Here is a 13,883-nt window from a genome sequence, read left to right as displayed (position 1 = left end):
CCCGCCGGCGTCCGAAGGCGCCCCGTACCACCCGCTATGCGGTGATCCGGTGGTTATACGTCCGTGATGCGCAGGCCCGCGTGCGCCTTGTAGCGGCGGTTGGTGGAGATGAGGTTGGCGACCAGGGACTCCACCTGGTGGGCGTTGCGCAGCCGGCCCGCGAAGACGCCGCGCATGCCCGGGATGCGGGCGGCGAGGGCCTGGACCAGGTCGGTGTCGGCGCGGCTCTCGCCGAGCACCATCACGTCGGTGTCGATCTCCTCGACCCCGGGGTCGGCGAGCAGCACGGCCGAGAGGTGGTGGAAGGCGGCGGTGACCCGGGAGCCGGGGAGCAGGGCGGCGGCCTGCTCGGCGGCGCTGCCCTCCTCGGGCTTCAGGGCGTAGGCGCCCTTCTTGTCGAAGCCGAGCGGGTTGACGCAGTCGACGACGAGCTTGTCGGCGAGGTCGTCGCGGAGCGCTTCGAGGGTGGCGCCGTGCCCGTCCCACGGCACGGCGACGATCACGATGTCGCTGCGCCGGGCGCATTCGGCGTTGTCGGCGCCCTCGATCCCGAGGCCCAGCTCCTCGGCGGCGGCGCGGGCGCGTTCGGCGGCGCGGGAGCCGAGGATCACCTTCTGGCCGGCCCGCGCGAACCGGTAGGCGAGCCCCTTGCCCTGCGGGCCGGTGCCGCCGAGCACGCCGACGACGAGCCCGGACACGTCGGGCAGCTCCCAGGGGTCCTTGGCCGGGGCCTTGGGGGCGGTCTGTGCGCTGTCATCACTGGTAGTCATGGAGCGACCTTACTCAGCGGCACCGGGCGGCGACCCGTACGGGCGGTCCTGCCGCGAACGTCACACCGGGGCGGCGCACTTGGGGCACCATGCAGCCCCATGGACGCGGTACGAGTAGCGCTGCTGCGCGAGGTTCTCGCGGGCACCGAGTGGCCGGCCGCCACGCGTCGCTTCGCCGGGGCGCTGCGGTCCTCGGTGGGGGCGCACGGCGGCGGGCTGCTGCTGGTGGGCACCGAGGAGTACGAGCCCTGGCACCTGGCCGCGCACCTGGTGGACGAGGCCGCCTGGTCGGGCGTGCCGGAGCTGGCCCCGACGCTCGTGCGGCACGCCGCGCGGCCCGGGGATCCGGCGCATCTCGCCGTCGGGCTCGGGCGGCTCGCGGCGGCCAGGCGCGGGGAGACGCTGCTGGTGGTGACGCCGGACGCGGTGGGGGCGGGGCTGCTGGAGCGGGTGCACGACGCGCGGCGGGCGGGGGCCACCGTGCTGGCGCTGGACGGGCAGGGGCCGGGCAACGCGGATCTGCGGTCGCTGGCGCACGACGCCCTGGCCGTGCCCGGCGGGACCGACCTCGACCTGGACACCGTGCAGCACCTGGTGAGCGCGGCGGCCGGGGAGAACGCGGTGCCGGCGCCCCGCGGGCAGCGGCGGTTCCGGGACCGGCTGTCGCGGCTGGCGGACCATCTGACGTCGCCGCCGCCCGCGCGCTGGTAGCGCGTCGCGCCCGGGCCGCCGGCCGCCCCGGCGCGGGAGGCGGCCGTCGGCCGGCCCGGCTCAGTCCTTGTCGGGCTCGCCGGACGCGCCCGCGTCATGCCACTTCGGGTCGTTCTCCCATTCGAGGTTGCGTTCGCGCGCGGTCGCCATGGCGTGTTCCGCCTCGGCCCGGGACGCGTAGGGTCCGAACCGGTCCTTGGCGGGGCAGTCCGGGCCCTCCTCGACCTTCTGGTGCTCCAGGCAGTAGTACCACTCGCCCGGTTTTCCCACGGTCCGCTTCTTGAACAGGGCCATGTCCGACTCCTCTCCTCGGGGCGCTCAGGGCCATGCTCCCCCAGTCCCGCTCGTTACACTCGCTGGCATGTCTGGCCAGTCGCAGTCGTCGCTGCTCGTACCCGGGGATCTCTCCCCCACCCGTCCCGTGCCCGGGAACATCCGGCGCCCCGAGTACGTCGGCAGGCCCGCGCCGACCCCGTACAAGGGGCCGGAGGTGCAGACCCCGGAGACGATCGAGGCGATGCGGACCGCGGGGCGGATCGCGGCGCGGGCGATGGAGGAGGCGGCCAGGGCGATCGCGCCGGGCGTCACCACCGACGAGCTGGACCGGATCGCGCACGCGTACATGGTCGACCACGGCGCCTATCCCTCGACGCTCGGCTACCGGGGCTTCCCGAAGTCGCTGTGCACGAGTGTGAACGAGGTCATCTGCCACGGCATCCCCGACTCCACGGTGCTGCGCGACGGCGACATCATCAACCTGGACGTGACCGCGTACATCGGCGGCGTGCACGGCGACAACAACGCGACGTACCTCGTGGGCGACGTCGACGAGGAGTCCCGGCTGCTGGTCGAGCGGACCCGGGAGTCGCTGAACCGCGCGATCAAGGCCGTGAAGCCGGGCCGCCAGATCAACATCATCGGCCGGGTCATCGAGTCGTACGCCAAGCGCTTCGGCTACGGGGTGGTGCGCGACTTCACCGGGCACGGCATCAACTCGTCGTTCCACAGCGGCCTGATCATCCCGCACTACGACAGCCCGCACGCCACGACGGTGATCCAGCCCGGCATGACGTTCACGATCGAGCCGATGCTGACGCTGGGCACGCACGACTACGACATGTGGGACGACGGCTGGACCGTCGTCACCAAGGACCGCAGGCGGACCGCCCAGTTCGAGCACACGCTCGTCGTCACGGAGACCGGCACGGAGATCCTCACCCTGCCGTAGCCCGCACCCGCACCGCACCGGCCCGTCCCGCTTCGCGGGGCGGGCTTTCGCGTGACTGTCGGCGCTCCGGGGAATGCCGGTATCTTTTTTCCCGACAGCCTGTCGGGAAAGCCGGAGGGACTGTTATCTTAGGTGAGCCTAACCTAACTAACATTCTCCGGCGGAGGCCTCATGGACACCCCGTTCTCCACCCTGATCCGTACCGCCTCGCACGAGCAGCACACCGAGGCCGAGACGTCGACGTTCATGAGCGACCTGCTCGGCGGGTCGCTCGGCGTGGACGCCTACACGCGGTACACGGAGCAGTTGTGGTTCGTCTACCAGGCGCTGGAGGACGGCATAGAGCGGCTCGCGGGCGACCCGGTCGCCGGCCCCTTCGTCCGGACCGAGCTGGCACGCGTGCCCGAGCTGGCGCGCGACCTCGCCCATCTGCGGGGCCCCGACTGGCGGGAGCGGATCACCGCGCTGCCCGCGACCGAGGCGTACGCGGCCCGGATCGCCGAGTGCGCGCGCACCTGGCCGGCCGGATACGTGGCGCACCACTACACCCGCTACCTGGGCGACCTGTCCGGCGGGCAGATCATCCGCGACAGGGCGGAGAAGGCCTGGGGCTTCGCGCGCAAGGGCGACGGGGTGCGGTTCTACGTGTTCGAGGGGGTCGGGAACCCGGCGGCGTTCAAGCGGGAGTACCGGGAACTGCTGGACGCCATCGGGGTCGACGAGCTGGAGCGGCAGCGGGTGATCGCCGAGTGCAAGCGGGCGTTCTCCCTGAACACGGCGGTGTTCGCGGCGCTCGGCGAGGAGTTCTCCAGCGCGGCCTGACCGGCGCGCGGGGGCTCAGGGGGTGTGGAGGATCCGCACCCGGCCGCCCACCTCGACGAAGCCCTCCGGCTGGGGCGCCGTCAGGAGCTGGGAGCCCCTGCCCTGGCGGATGTTGAGGGCCCGGCCGAGCCGGTCCGTGAGCAGGAGCGCCGCCGCGCCGGTCGCCTCGTCCTCCTCGATGCCGTCGCCGCGGCCGGGGAAGCCGCGCGCCCGGACGCGGCCCGCCGCCTCGTCCTCCCAGGCCCAGGCGTAGATCCACTCGCCCGCGGGCGGCACCGGGAGCGCGTCCACCTCGGCGGCCGAGGCGTACTGGCGCAGGGTGCGCGGCGGCGCCCAGTCCGCGCGGGCCTCGATCCAGCTGAACTCGCCGTCCAGCCGCGCCCCGACGACACCGGCGGGGACGACCAGCTCCGGCACGTCGAGCAGCCAGGCGACGCCCACGCACGGGTAACCGGCGAACGGCAGGCGGGTCGAGGGCGTGCAGATGTCGATCGCGCCGCGCTCGGGGTCGTCGACGAAGACGGTCTCGCTGAAGCCCAGGCCGGCGGCGATCCGCAGGCGCTCCCGCGGGTCCGGGACCAGGGAGCCGTCGCGCACGACCCCGAGTGCGTTGCCGTACCGGCCGTCGGGGCCGCAGAAGACGGACAGGACGTCGTACTCGTTCATGGCGGCAGTGAACCACGAAGCGCCAGGACGCCCAACCTCCCCCATTTGACCTGCTCTTGACCCTCCCTCGGGTCGCCCATGGGTCGCTCGTGTCCGCCCCGCGACCGGCGTCTTCCAGTGAGAGGTGAATCACGAAAGAAGGGGGTAGCACTTAGGCAAGCCTCATATAAGTTAGGGCCGCCTTAGTCGAGCTGTGCACGATCTGTACGCCCCCTTGGAGCCCGCATGCGAGCCGTCCGTTTCTCCGTCACCACCGCCGTCGCCACGGTGGCGGCCCTGACCGTCGTCACGGGCTGCACCGAGAAGAGCGACGCCAAGAGCGGTGACGCCGGGGCGATCCGGGTGACCGCGACCGACGACAGCTGCAAGGTGTCGAAGACCGCGTTCCCGGCCGGGCACGTCGAGCTGGCCGTGGAGAACAAGGGCTCGCGGGTCACCGAGGTGGAGATCCTCTTCCCCGACGACCGGATCGTCTCCGAGCGCGAGAACATCGGCCCCGGCACCAAGCACACCCTGACCGCCGAGGTGAAGAGCGGTGACTACCGCATCGCCTGCATCCCCGGCATGAAGGGCAAGGGCCACCGCCAGGACGTCAAGGCCACCGGCGGCAAGGCCGCCAAGCGCGACCCGCGCCTGGACGCGGCCGTCGCCGGCTACCGCCAGTACGCGCAGGCGCAGGCCGACGCGACGCTGCCGAAGGTGAAGGTCTTCACGGACGCCGTGCGCGCGGGCGACCTCGACGCCGCGAAGAAGGCGTACGCGCCCTCGCGCATCGGCTGGGAGCGCACCGAGCCGGTCGCCGAGTCGTTCGGCGACATCGACCCGAAGACCGACACCCGCGCCGACGGCCTGGAGGACGGCCAGAAGTGGACCGGCTGGCACCGCCTGGAGAAGGCGCTGTGGCAGGACAAGAAGATCGGCGCGGCCGAGAAGACGCTCGCCACCCAGCTCGATGAGGACCTCACCGACTGGCAGCAGCGCGTCGGCAAGGCCGAGATCACCCCCACCTCCATGGCCAACGGCGCCAAGGAACTCCTCGACGAGGTCGCCACCGGCAAGGTCACCGGCGAGGAGGAGCGCTACTCGCACACCGACCTGGTCGACTTCAAGGCCAACGTCGAGGGCGCCGAGAAGGCCTACGCCCTGCTGAAGCCGGTCGCCTCGGAGAACGACGCCGCGCTGACCAAGGAGCTCGACAAGCAGTTCGCGGCCCTGGACGCCCTCCTCGACCGGTTCCGCACCGACAAGGGCGACACCGCCTCGTACGAGTTCACCTCCTACGACAAGGTCGGCAAGGCGGACCGCAAGGAGCTGTCCGACGGGGTGAACGCGCTCGCCGAGCCGCTGTCGAAGCTCGCCGCGGCGGTCGTCAAGTAGGCGTCGAGCAGGCAGATCGAGCAGGCAGATCGAGCAGGAAACAGGAGCGCCCGATGACGGACCACTCCCCGGACCCCTCCACGGCCCCCTCCACGGCCCCCTCCCCGTCCGCGCCCGCGTCCCCCGCGCCGCCCTCGCGGCGGGCCCTGCTCACCGTCGGCGGTGCCGGGCTGGCGCTCGGGGCCGCGGCGGCGGGCGGCGCCGTCGCCCTGACCCGGGCCGACGGCGGCTCCGACATGACGCCCGCCGCCGAGTCGGGCGGCGCGGTGCCCTTCCACGGAGCGCACCAGGCGGGCATCGCCACGGCCGTCCAGGACCGGCTGCACTTCGCCGCGTTCGACGTGAAGACCGACGACCGCGAGGAGTTCGTCCAGCTGCTGAAGGACTGGACGAAGGCCGCCGCCCTGATGACCGAGGGGCGGCCGGTCGGCGAGGGCGCCTACGGCGGGATCGCCGAGGCGCCCCCGGACGACACCGGGGAGGCGCTCGGCCTGAAGCCGTCCCGGCTCACCCTCACCGTCGGCTTCGGGCCCTCCCTCTTCGAGCGGTACGGCAAGGAGTTCGGGATCGCGGACCGGCGGCCGGCGGCCCTGGTCGAGCTGCCGAAGTTCCCCGGCGACAACCTGGAGAAGTCGCGCAGCGGCGGCGACCTGTGCGTGCAGGCCTGCGCCGACGACCCGCAGGTCGCGGTGCACGCGATCCGCAACCTGGCCCGGATCGGCTTCGGCAAGGTCGCCATCCGCTGGTCGCAGCTGGGCTTCGGCAAGACGTCCTCGACGACGCCGGACGCGCAGACCCCTCGCAACCTCATGGGGTTCAAGGACGGCACGCGCAACGTCGCGGGCACCGACACCGACGCTCTCGACCGGCACATCTGGGTCGGCGACGCCGGGTGGATGCGGGGCGGCTCGTACCTCGTCGCCCGCCGCATCCGCATGAACATCGAGACGTGGGACCGCACCTCGCTCCAGGAGCAGGAGGACGTCTTCGGCCGGGACAAGGGCGAGGGCGCGCCGGTCGGCCGGGCGAAGGAGCACGACGCGCCGTTCCTGAAGGCGATGAAGCCGACCGCGCACGTGCGGCTCGCGCACCCGGACTCCCATCACGGGGCGACGATCCTGCGCCGCGGCTACTCGTTCACCGACGGCACGGACGGGCTCGGCCGGCTCGACGCGGGGCTGTTCTTCCTCGCGTACCAGAAGGACGTGCGCAAGGGGTTCATCCCCGTGCAGCGCACGCTCGCGGCGCACGACGCGCTCAACGAGTACATCCAGCACGTGGGGTCCGCGGTGTTCGCCGTGCCGCCCGGCGTGCGGGACGCGAGTGACTGGTGGGGCCGCGGCCTCTTCGCAGCGAAGGATGTGTGAGGGATGTTCGCGAACTATCTGATCGGGCTGCGCGAGGGCCTGGAGGCGAGCCTCATCGTCTGCATCCTCGTCGCCTACCTGGTGAAGACGGACCGCAGGGACGCGCTGAAGCCGGTGTGGCTGGGCATCGGGGCCGCCGTCTTCCTGGCGCTGGCGTTCGGCGCGGGCCTGGAGTTCGGCTCGCAGGAGATGACGTTCAAGGCGCAGGAGGCGCTGGGCGGTTCGCTGTCGATCATCGCCGTGGCCCTGGTGACGTGGATGGTGTTCTGGATGCGGCGCACCGCCCGGCACCTGAAGACGGAGTTGCAGGGCAAGCTCGACTCGGCGCTGAGCATGGGCACGACGGCGCTGGTCGTCACCGCGTTCCTCGCGGTGGGCCGGGAGGGCCTGGAGACCTCGCTGTTCGTGTGGACGGCGGTGCACGCCACCAGTGACGGCACCACGGAGCCGGTGGTCGGCGCGCTGCTCGGGCTCGCCACCGCGGTGGTGCTCGGCTGGCTGTTCTACCGGGGCGCGCTGCGCATCAACCTGGCGAAGTTCTTCACGTGGACCGGCGGCATGCTCGTCGTCGTGGCCGCGGGTGTCCTCGCGTACGGCTTCCACGACCTCCAGGAGGCCGACTTCATCGGCGGGCTGAACGACCTGGCCTTCGACATCAGTTCGACGATCGCGCCCGACGGCTGGCTCGGCACGCTCCTCAAGGGCGTCTTCAACTTCCAGCCCGACCCCACCGTCGTGCAAGTCGTCGTCTGGTGCCTGTACTTGGTGCCGACCATGGCGATCTTCCTCGGCCGCACGGGCCGCGGCTCCGAGAGGGCCGGGGCGGTGCGGGCCTCCTCTTCCCGGTAGGGTTCGGCCCCGTGGAGGGGCAGGGGAGCGAAGGGTGAGGTCAACGTCATGAGCAAGGTCACGAACAGGCTCGGCAGGCCCGCCGCGACGGCGGTGACGGCGGTCGCGCTGACCCTCACGGCGAGCGGCTGCGTGACCGTGCACGGGGAGCTGGAGGTCGTGCCGACGACGACGAAGGCGCGGGCCGCGCGTGCGCTCGACGCGTTCGTGGCCGCGTACACCAAGGCCGAGCGGACCTACGACCGGTCCGCCGACGCCGCGTACGTCACCGGGCCGCTCGGCGCGATCGACACGGCGAAGCTGAAGGCGGCGCACAAGCTCAGCCCGGACGGCAACAAGAACCCCCGGCCGCTGAAGCTCACCGACGTGCGGTACACGATCCCCAAGAAGGCGGGCTGGCCGCGCTGGTTCGTCGCCGACGCCGACAACAACCGGCTCGCGGGCTACCGCTGGGTCATGGTCTTCACCCGCAACGACGTGGGCGAGCCGTGGGCGGTGTCGTACCTGACGCTGTTCCGCGACGGCACGGTGCCGAAGTTCCGGACGGACGCGGCCGGTCTCGGCGAGGCCGTCGGCAACGACACGGCCGGCCTCGCCGTGAAGCCGTCGGCGCTCAGCCGGACCTACGCCGACTACCTGGACCCGAAGACGGGGGGCGGGGACGCGTTCGCCGGGGGGACGTTCACCACGCAGTGGCTCGCCAACCGCAAGAAGAACCTCTCGCGGCCCGGTCTCGCCACGCAGTACATCGACGAGCCGCTGACGTCGGGCGACTACGCGCCGGTCGCGCTGCGCACCGCCGACGGCGGGGCGCTCGTCTTCTTCACCACGCGCCGCTACGAGAAGCAGACCGCGTCGCCCGGCAGCGATCTGCCGGCGGTCAACATCCGGGTGAAGGCGCTGATGACCGGGGACGCCAAGCAGTCCGCGACGTACGGGTACGTGTCGAACCAGGCGGCGGTGGTCCCCGCGAAGGGCTCCGCCGGGGCGGGGGTCGACGTGCGGGCCCGGCTCGAAGGGATCACGTCGGCCGAGGGGTCGTGACGCCGGGCGCGGCCGCGGCCGTCCCGGCCGGGACCGCTACGGCCGGGACCGCTACGGCCAGGCCGTCGTGAAGTCGGGTTCCGCTCCCGCGTGGCGGGCGCAGGCGTCGGTCAGGGGCTCCAGCAGGGTCAGCGGGTCCGGGAGCGGGTGCTCCGGGCCGCGGAGCCAGCGCACCGACCGCTCGGCGGGGAGCCGGGCCGGCGGGACCAGGACGTAGCTGCCGCGGCAGTGCCAGCGCAGGCCGGGGTGCTCGTCCATCGTCTCGGGGTGGCAGTCCAGCTCGCAGGGCCACCACTCGTCCTCGTCGGCCGGGGTGCCGCGGGTCGCGGTGAAGAAGAGCATCCGGTCATCGCCGCTGAGGGCGACCGGGCCGACGTCGACGCCGGAGGAGAGCAGCCGCTCCAGGGCTTCCCGGCCGGCCTCGGTCGGGACGTCCAGGACGTCGTGGACCATGCCGGTCGCGGTGATGAAGTTGGCCAGCGGCTGGTGCCGGGCCCAGCGCTCGATCTGGGACCGGTCGGTCGTGGACTGGGTCTGCCAGGCGAAGGACACCGGGTGCCTGCCCGGCGTCGGACAGCCGATGCGGTTGCACGAGCACCGGTAGTCCGAGGGGTACGCGGCCGGGGCCAGCGGGAGTCCGGCGCCGGCGGCGGCCAGCAGCAGCGGCTCGCGCTCGGTGTCGGTCTCCGCCTCCTTGGGGGCCCGGCCGCTCTTCAGCCACTGGGAGATCCGGCCCAGTCCGTACCGTCCGCTCCGCTCCGTGCCCATCTAACTCCTCGTCGTCGCCCGCGTGCCGACCACGGCGGCCTGTGCCGCCGACGGGTACCGGATGAATCCCGGACCAACATGCTCCCACCATCCTGCGCCCCGGGGGGCCACAGTCCACATCCGGGGGTACCGGGGCCACCGATATGACGGGTCATGAGACCTCATGGCCGCTCTTGAGGTGATGTGCGGCATTTGCGGCTTTACCGTGAGGCGTATGACCGCCCCGAGAGCCCTGCCCGCCCGGCTGCGCGGGGCGCTGCCGCTCGCCGGTGCGGCCGGCCTGCTCTGCGTCAGCGGCCTGGCGGCCGTCGCCCCGCCGGAGTGGGGCCGGGCCGCCCCCACCGTGGACGCGCTGCCCCGCGTGACGTACGCGGCCCATCGCGGCGGCGCCCTGGAGGTGCCGGAGAACAGCATGGCGGGGCTCGCGACGGCGTACGGGCGCGGGAGCGCGCAGGTCCTCGACTTCGATACGCGGATGCTGCGCGACGGCACCCTCGTGGTGATGCACGACGCCACCCTGGACCGCACGACCACGTCGGCGGGCCCGGTGCGCGCCCTGGACCTGCGGCACTGGCGGGCGGTGCGGCTGCGGCCCCGGGCGGCGCTGCCGGGACACTGGCGCGCCGAGCGGCCGCCGACGGTCGCGGAGGTGCTGGACCGGTTCGGCGGCCGGTCGGTGCTGATGCTGGAGGCGAAGGACCCCGACAGCCTCGGCCGGCTCGCCGGGCTGATCCGGGCGCGCGGGCTGACCCGCTCGGTGCTGGTCAACTCCAACCGCCCGGCGGTCGCGCGCCGGGCCCACCGGCTGGGCCTGATCGCCCAGTTGTGGCGGTCGGCCCGGCAGCTGCGCACGGACCGGCCCGCGCGCTGGGCCGGTTACGTCGACGTGCTGGACCTGGACCACCGGGCGCGGGACGCGGACCTGCTGCGGGCGCTCGCGTCGGGGGTGCCGCACGTGTGGGCGCACACCGTGAACACGCCCCGGGAGCGGGACCGGGTGCTGCGGCTGGGCTGCGACGGGGTCGTCTCCGACGCCCCGGGGCTGCTGGCCCGGACGCCTCAGCGGGGCGCGATGCCGTAGAGGGCGTAGTCGACGAGCGTGTCGGTGTACTCGTACGAGATCGGGCCCGTGAACTGGAGCCAGCGCTGGGCGAGCGGCGAGACCCAGAGTTCGAGGGCGATGCGCGGGTCGATCCCGGCGCGCACCTGGCCGGCCTCCTGCGCGGCGCGCACCCGGTCGACGTACAGCTGGAGCGAGGGCATGAGGAGCTTCTCGGTGAAGTTCCGGCCGACCTGCTCGTTGACCACGCCCTCGGCGGCCAGCGCGCGGGACGGGGCCTCGAAGCGGGGGTCGGTGAGCTGGTCGACGGTGAGTCGCAGGACGCGCTTGAGGTCGGCGGCGAGGTCCCCGGTGTCCGGGATGGCGTACGCGGCGTCGCCGCCGGCCTCGCGGGCCGCCTGCTCCCCCAGGTCGAGGAAGGCCTCCAGGAGGACCTCCGCCTTCGATCCCCACCAGCGGTAGATGGTCTGCTTGCCGACTCCGGCGCGGGCGGCGATGCCCTCGATGGTGGTGCGGGGGTAGCCGATCTCGCCCACGAGGGAGAGGGCCGCGTCATAGATGGCGTGGCGGGAGCGCTCGCTGCGGCGGGTGGAGTCGGGTGCCGCCTTCTTGTCGGGGGGCGTCTTCTTGTCCGAGGACGTCGGTGTGGCTGCCATGGTCCGAATGTAGCAGCGCGCGAACCGAGACGTACCGTCTCGACAAGGTCGGCCGGGTCATGGCCCGGCCGCGCCGCCGTGAACCACCCGTTCGGTTCACAGCCCCGCGGGCTCCTCCGGCCGCACCATGGGCGTCAACAGCCCTGCGGTCGTGAGGAGCACTCATTGCGTAGTCCGCGTATCGCCGAACGGCGCGCCACACCCCGGCGCTATCTGATGTGCCCACCGGCACACTTCCAGGTCACGTACTCGATCAACCCGTGGATGGACCCGGCGAAACCCGTCGACGTCCGCCTCGCCGTGGCGCAGTGGGAGGACCTGCGCGACCGCTACCGCGCGCTCGGGCACACCGTCGACGTCCTCGACCCGCGGCCGGGCCTGCCCGACATGGTGTTCGCCGCGAACGGCGCGACGGTCGTCGACGGGCGGGTGCTCGGGGCCCGGTTCGCCCACCCCGAGCGGGAGTTGGAGGCCGTCGCCCACCTGGAGTGGTTCCGCGGCCGGGGATGCGCGCAGGTGCACGAGCCGGTGCACGTCAACGAGGGCGAGGGGGACTTCGCCGTCACCGCGTCGTACCTGCTCGCGGGGCGCGGGTTCCGGGCGTCGCCGCTGTCGCACGGGGAGGCGCAGGAGGTGTTCGGGCGGCCGGTGATCGGGCTCGACCTCGTCGACCCGCGCTTCTACCACCTGGACACGGCGCTGGCCGTGCTGGACGACGCGGCGGACGAGGTCATGTACTACCCCGGCGCGTTCTCGGCCGGGAGCCGGGCCGTGCTGCGGCGGATGTTCCCCGACGCGCTGGTCGTGGCCGAGGCCGAGGCCGTCGCCTTCGGCCTGAACGCGGTGTCGGACGGGCTGCACGTGCTGCTGCCGCAGGCCGCCGTCGGGCTGTTCGAGCCGCTCCGGGAGCGCGGGTTCATCCCGGTGGGGATGGATCTCGGGGAGCTGTTGAAGGGGGGCGGGAGCGTGAAGTGCTGCACGCTCGAACTGCGAGGGCTGTGAGGATCGGGCGGCCTGTGGGGCCCCGGTCCCGCCCGTTCAGGAGTGCGGGGTGGCGTCCCAGGCGTCCCCCCACTCCGCGTCCCGCGCCCGGCGGTAGCTCTCCCCGTGCTTCTTGGTGACCGTGGTCCGGGTCAGGGCGCCCCGGGTCTCGCAGAGGTCGAGGAGGACCTGGCCCTTGCGGATCTGGGGCCTGCGGACGATGCGGGCCGGGGCGGGGTGCGGGGCGTCGCGGGTCGCCGCGACGTACGCGAACTTCTCGTCCTCGTACGCCAGCGAGCCGCCCTTGACCTGCCGGTGCAGGGAGGAGCGGCTGACCCGCGCCGAGAAGTGGCACCAGTCCGTGCCGGGGACGATCGGGCAGGGCGCGCTGTGCGGGCAGGGGGCCGCGATGTGGAAGCCGGCCGCGATCAGCCGGTCGCGGGCCTCGATGACGCGCGTGTAGCCGTCCGGCGTGCCGGGTTCGACGACGACGACGGCGTCGGTGGCGGCCCGGGCGGCGAGGTCGACGACGGCCGCCCGGTCGGTGCCGGTCAGTTCCTTGAGGACGTAGGAGATGGTGACCAGGGCGGTGGCGGCCGGGGGCGAGGAGGCACCGATCCGGGCCCGTTCCCAGGTCACCGAGGTCGCCAGCCGGGGTTCCGCGGACGCCAGTTCGCGGCCGAGCGCGAGGGCGGGCTCGGACCAGTCGAGGACGGTCGTCGGGCGCGGCCCGGGCCAGACGTCCTGGGCGGCCCACACGGCGGCGCCGGTCCCGCCGCCGATGTCGAGGTGTCCGGCGGGCGTCCAGTCGGGGGCCGCGCCGGCGAGGGCGTCGAGTGCGGTGCGCACGGCTTCGAAGGTGGCCGGCATCCGGTACGCCGCGTAGGCCGCCACGTCCGCGCGGTCGCGCAGGATCGGGGCGTCGGTGGGGGTGGTGCCCCGGTAGTTCGCGATGAGCCGGTCCACGGCGCGGGTCGCCTGGCTCGGCGGGAGGCCGTCCAGGAGGGTGGCGAGGGCGGTGCGGAGGGTGGCGGCGGTGGGGTCGTTCACCCGGCGATTTTACGGTCCCTCGCCGGAGGGCTGGGCCGGGGCTGTCCCGGGCGGGTTCTTCACGTGCGGGCCGGTGGCCGCTTCTCGCGCAGTTCCCCGCGCCCCTGGGTCCGTTGCTAGTCCGCGGGCCGGTGGCCGCTTCTCGCGCAGTTCCCCGCGCCCCTGGGGTGGCTTGTGCGTGCGCCGCCTTTGTGGCCAGGCGGCACCCCTGGGTGGTCTGTCGGGCGCGCCACCGTCGTGGCTGGTCGCGCAGTTCCCCGCGCCCCTGAGGCATGCGCTGCGCGCAGCCTCCCCCAGAGGCAGCGCTCCGCGCGCCTCCACTGCCTGAGGCTGGGCTGCGCGCCTCTCCCACCAGAGACCGTGCTGCCCCGCCCCTCCCGGGGACGGGACGGTGGCGCGCCTCTCTGATGAGATGCCGCACGCAGTGCGCATCTCAGGGGCGCGGGGAACTGCGCGACCAGCCACCACGAGAGCCGCACCCGAAAGACCCCCCAGGGGCGCGGGGAACTGCGCGAGACGCGGCCACCGGGCCGC

At 73.3% G+C, this 13,883-nt stretch carries 15 protein-coding genes; 9 read left to right on the top strand and 6 right to left on the bottom strand.

All coding sequences use genetic code 11. From position 1 onward, the window contains the following. Positions 1-53: 53 nt before the first annotated feature. Positions 54-770 carry an NADPH-dependent F420 reductase gene (npdG, locus tag ACIP5K_RS07790; protein ID WP_401406367.1) on the bottom strand — a complete coding sequence of 239 codons (717 nt, stop codon included), beginning with the start codon at positions 768-770 and terminating at the stop codon, positions 54-56. A 99-nt stretch (positions 771-869) separates the two neighbouring features. Here npdG and ACIP5K_RS07785 point away from each other — a divergent pair, with 99 nt between their 5' ends. Continuing rightward, the gene (locus ACIP5K_RS07785) at positions 870-1,481 is read left to right on the top strand and encodes a hypothetical protein (protein ID WP_401406364.1); all 612 of its coding nucleotides are present in this window, start codon (positions 870-872) and stop codon (positions 1,479-1,481) included. Between the two features lie 60 nt (positions 1,482-1,541). On the opposite strand, the gene ACIP5K_RS07780 is transcribed toward ACIP5K_RS07785, so the two are convergent. Then, the gene (locus ACIP5K_RS07780) at positions 1,542-1,775 is read right to left on the bottom strand and encodes a hypothetical protein (protein ID WP_401406361.1); all 234 of its coding nucleotides are present in this window, start codon (positions 1,773-1,775) and stop codon (positions 1,542-1,544) included. 67 nt (positions 1,776-1,842) lie between these two features. Between ACIP5K_RS07780 and map the strand changes: the two genes are divergently transcribed. Next, a complete protein-coding gene (gene map / locus ACIP5K_RS07775; RefSeq protein WP_401406358.1) occupies positions 1,843-2,709 on the top strand; it encodes a type I methionyl aminopeptidase in 867 nt (288 codons plus the stop codon). Positions 2,710-2,880: 171 nt separating this feature from the next. Next, on the top strand, positions 2,881-3,531 hold the full coding sequence (locus ACIP5K_RS07770) for a heme oxygenase (biliverdin-producing) (RefSeq protein ID WP_401406355.1): 651 nt from the start codon (positions 2,881-2,883) through the stop codon (positions 3,529-3,531). A gap of 15 nt (positions 3,532-3,546) precedes the next feature. On the opposite strand, the gene ACIP5K_RS07765 is transcribed toward ACIP5K_RS07770, so the two are convergent. Then, entirely contained in the window at positions 3,547-4,197 is a 651-nt protein-coding gene (locus ACIP5K_RS07765) for a PhzF family phenazine biosynthesis protein (RefSeq protein WP_401406352.1), read from the bottom strand. Positions 4,198-4,422: 225 nt separating this feature from the next. Here ACIP5K_RS07765 and efeO point away from each other — a divergent pair, with 225 nt between their 5' ends. Genes efeO through ACIP5K_RS07745 form a run of 4 tightly spaced genes read left to right on the top strand, consistent with a single transcriptional unit; the run spans position 4,423 to position 8,834 of the window. Then, positions 4,423-5,574 carry an iron uptake system protein EfeO gene (gene efeO, locus ACIP5K_RS07760; protein WP_401406349.1) on the top strand — a complete coding sequence of 384 codons (1,152 nt, stop codon included), beginning with the start codon at positions 4,423-4,425 and terminating at the stop codon, positions 5,572-5,574. Between the two features lie 53 nt (positions 5,575-5,627). Then, entirely contained in the window at positions 5,628-6,941 is a 1,314-nt protein-coding gene (gene efeB / locus ACIP5K_RS07755) for an iron uptake transporter deferrochelatase/peroxidase subunit (protein ID WP_401406346.1), read from the top strand. Positions 6,942-6,944: 3 nt separating this feature from the next. After that, positions 6,945-7,790 carry an iron uptake transporter permease EfeU gene (efeU, locus tag ACIP5K_RS07750; RefSeq protein ID WP_401406343.1) on the top strand — a complete coding sequence of 282 codons (846 nt, stop codon included), beginning with the start codon at positions 6,945-6,947 and terminating at the stop codon, positions 7,788-7,790. 48 nt (positions 7,791-7,838) lie between these two features. Beyond that, positions 7,839-8,834 (top strand): hypothetical protein, encoded by a 996-nt coding sequence (locus ACIP5K_RS07745; RefSeq protein ID WP_401406340.1) that lies wholly within the window; start codon positions 7,839-7,841, stop codon positions 8,832-8,834. Positions 8,835-8,885: 51 nt separating this feature from the next. On the opposite strand, the gene ACIP5K_RS07740 is transcribed toward ACIP5K_RS07745, so the two are convergent. Further along, entirely contained in the window at positions 8,886-9,602 is a 717-nt protein-coding gene (locus ACIP5K_RS07740) for a bifunctional DNA primase/polymerase (protein ID WP_401406337.1), read from the bottom strand. A 214-nt stretch (positions 9,603-9,816) separates the two neighbouring features. Between ACIP5K_RS07740 and ACIP5K_RS07735 the strand changes: the two genes are divergently transcribed. Continuing rightward, entirely contained in the window at positions 9,817-10,683 is an 867-nt protein-coding gene (locus ACIP5K_RS07735; protein WP_401406334.1) for a glycerophosphodiester phosphodiesterase, read from the top strand. On the opposite strand, the gene ACIP5K_RS07730 is transcribed toward ACIP5K_RS07735, so the two are convergent. Beyond that, complete coding sequence (locus ACIP5K_RS07730) at positions 10,662-11,318, bottom strand: TetR/AcrR family transcriptional regulator (RefSeq protein ID WP_401406331.1); 657 nt, start codon at positions 11,316-11,318, stop codon at positions 10,662-10,664. The two genes, ACIP5K_RS07735 and ACIP5K_RS07730, sit on opposite strands and share 22 nt — an antisense overlap. 165 nt (positions 11,319-11,483) lie before the next feature. On the opposite strand from ACIP5K_RS07730, the gene ddaH reads away from it, so the two are divergent. After that, positions 11,484-12,320 carry a dimethylargininase gene (ddaH, locus tag ACIP5K_RS07725; protein WP_401406328.1) on the top strand — a complete coding sequence of 279 codons (837 nt, stop codon included), beginning with the start codon at positions 11,484-11,486 and terminating at the stop codon, positions 12,318-12,320. Positions 12,321-12,356: 36 nt separating this feature from the next. On the opposite strand, the gene ACIP5K_RS07720 is transcribed toward ddaH, so the two are convergent. Continuing rightward, a complete protein-coding gene (locus ACIP5K_RS07720) occupies positions 12,357-13,349 on the bottom strand; it encodes a small ribosomal subunit Rsm22 family protein (RefSeq protein ID WP_401406325.1) in 993 nt (330 codons plus the stop codon). Positions 13,350-13,883 lie beyond the last annotated feature (534 nt).

It is taken from the genome of Streptomyces sp. NPDC088785 (assembly GCF_044750685.1).
In the GTDB taxonomy this organism is placed as follows: Bacteria; Actinomycetota; Actinomycetes; order Streptomycetales; family Streptomycetaceae; genus Streptomyces.
Note: the sequence above shows the minus strand (reverse complement) of the source record. Positions and strands in the feature narration are given on the sequence as shown.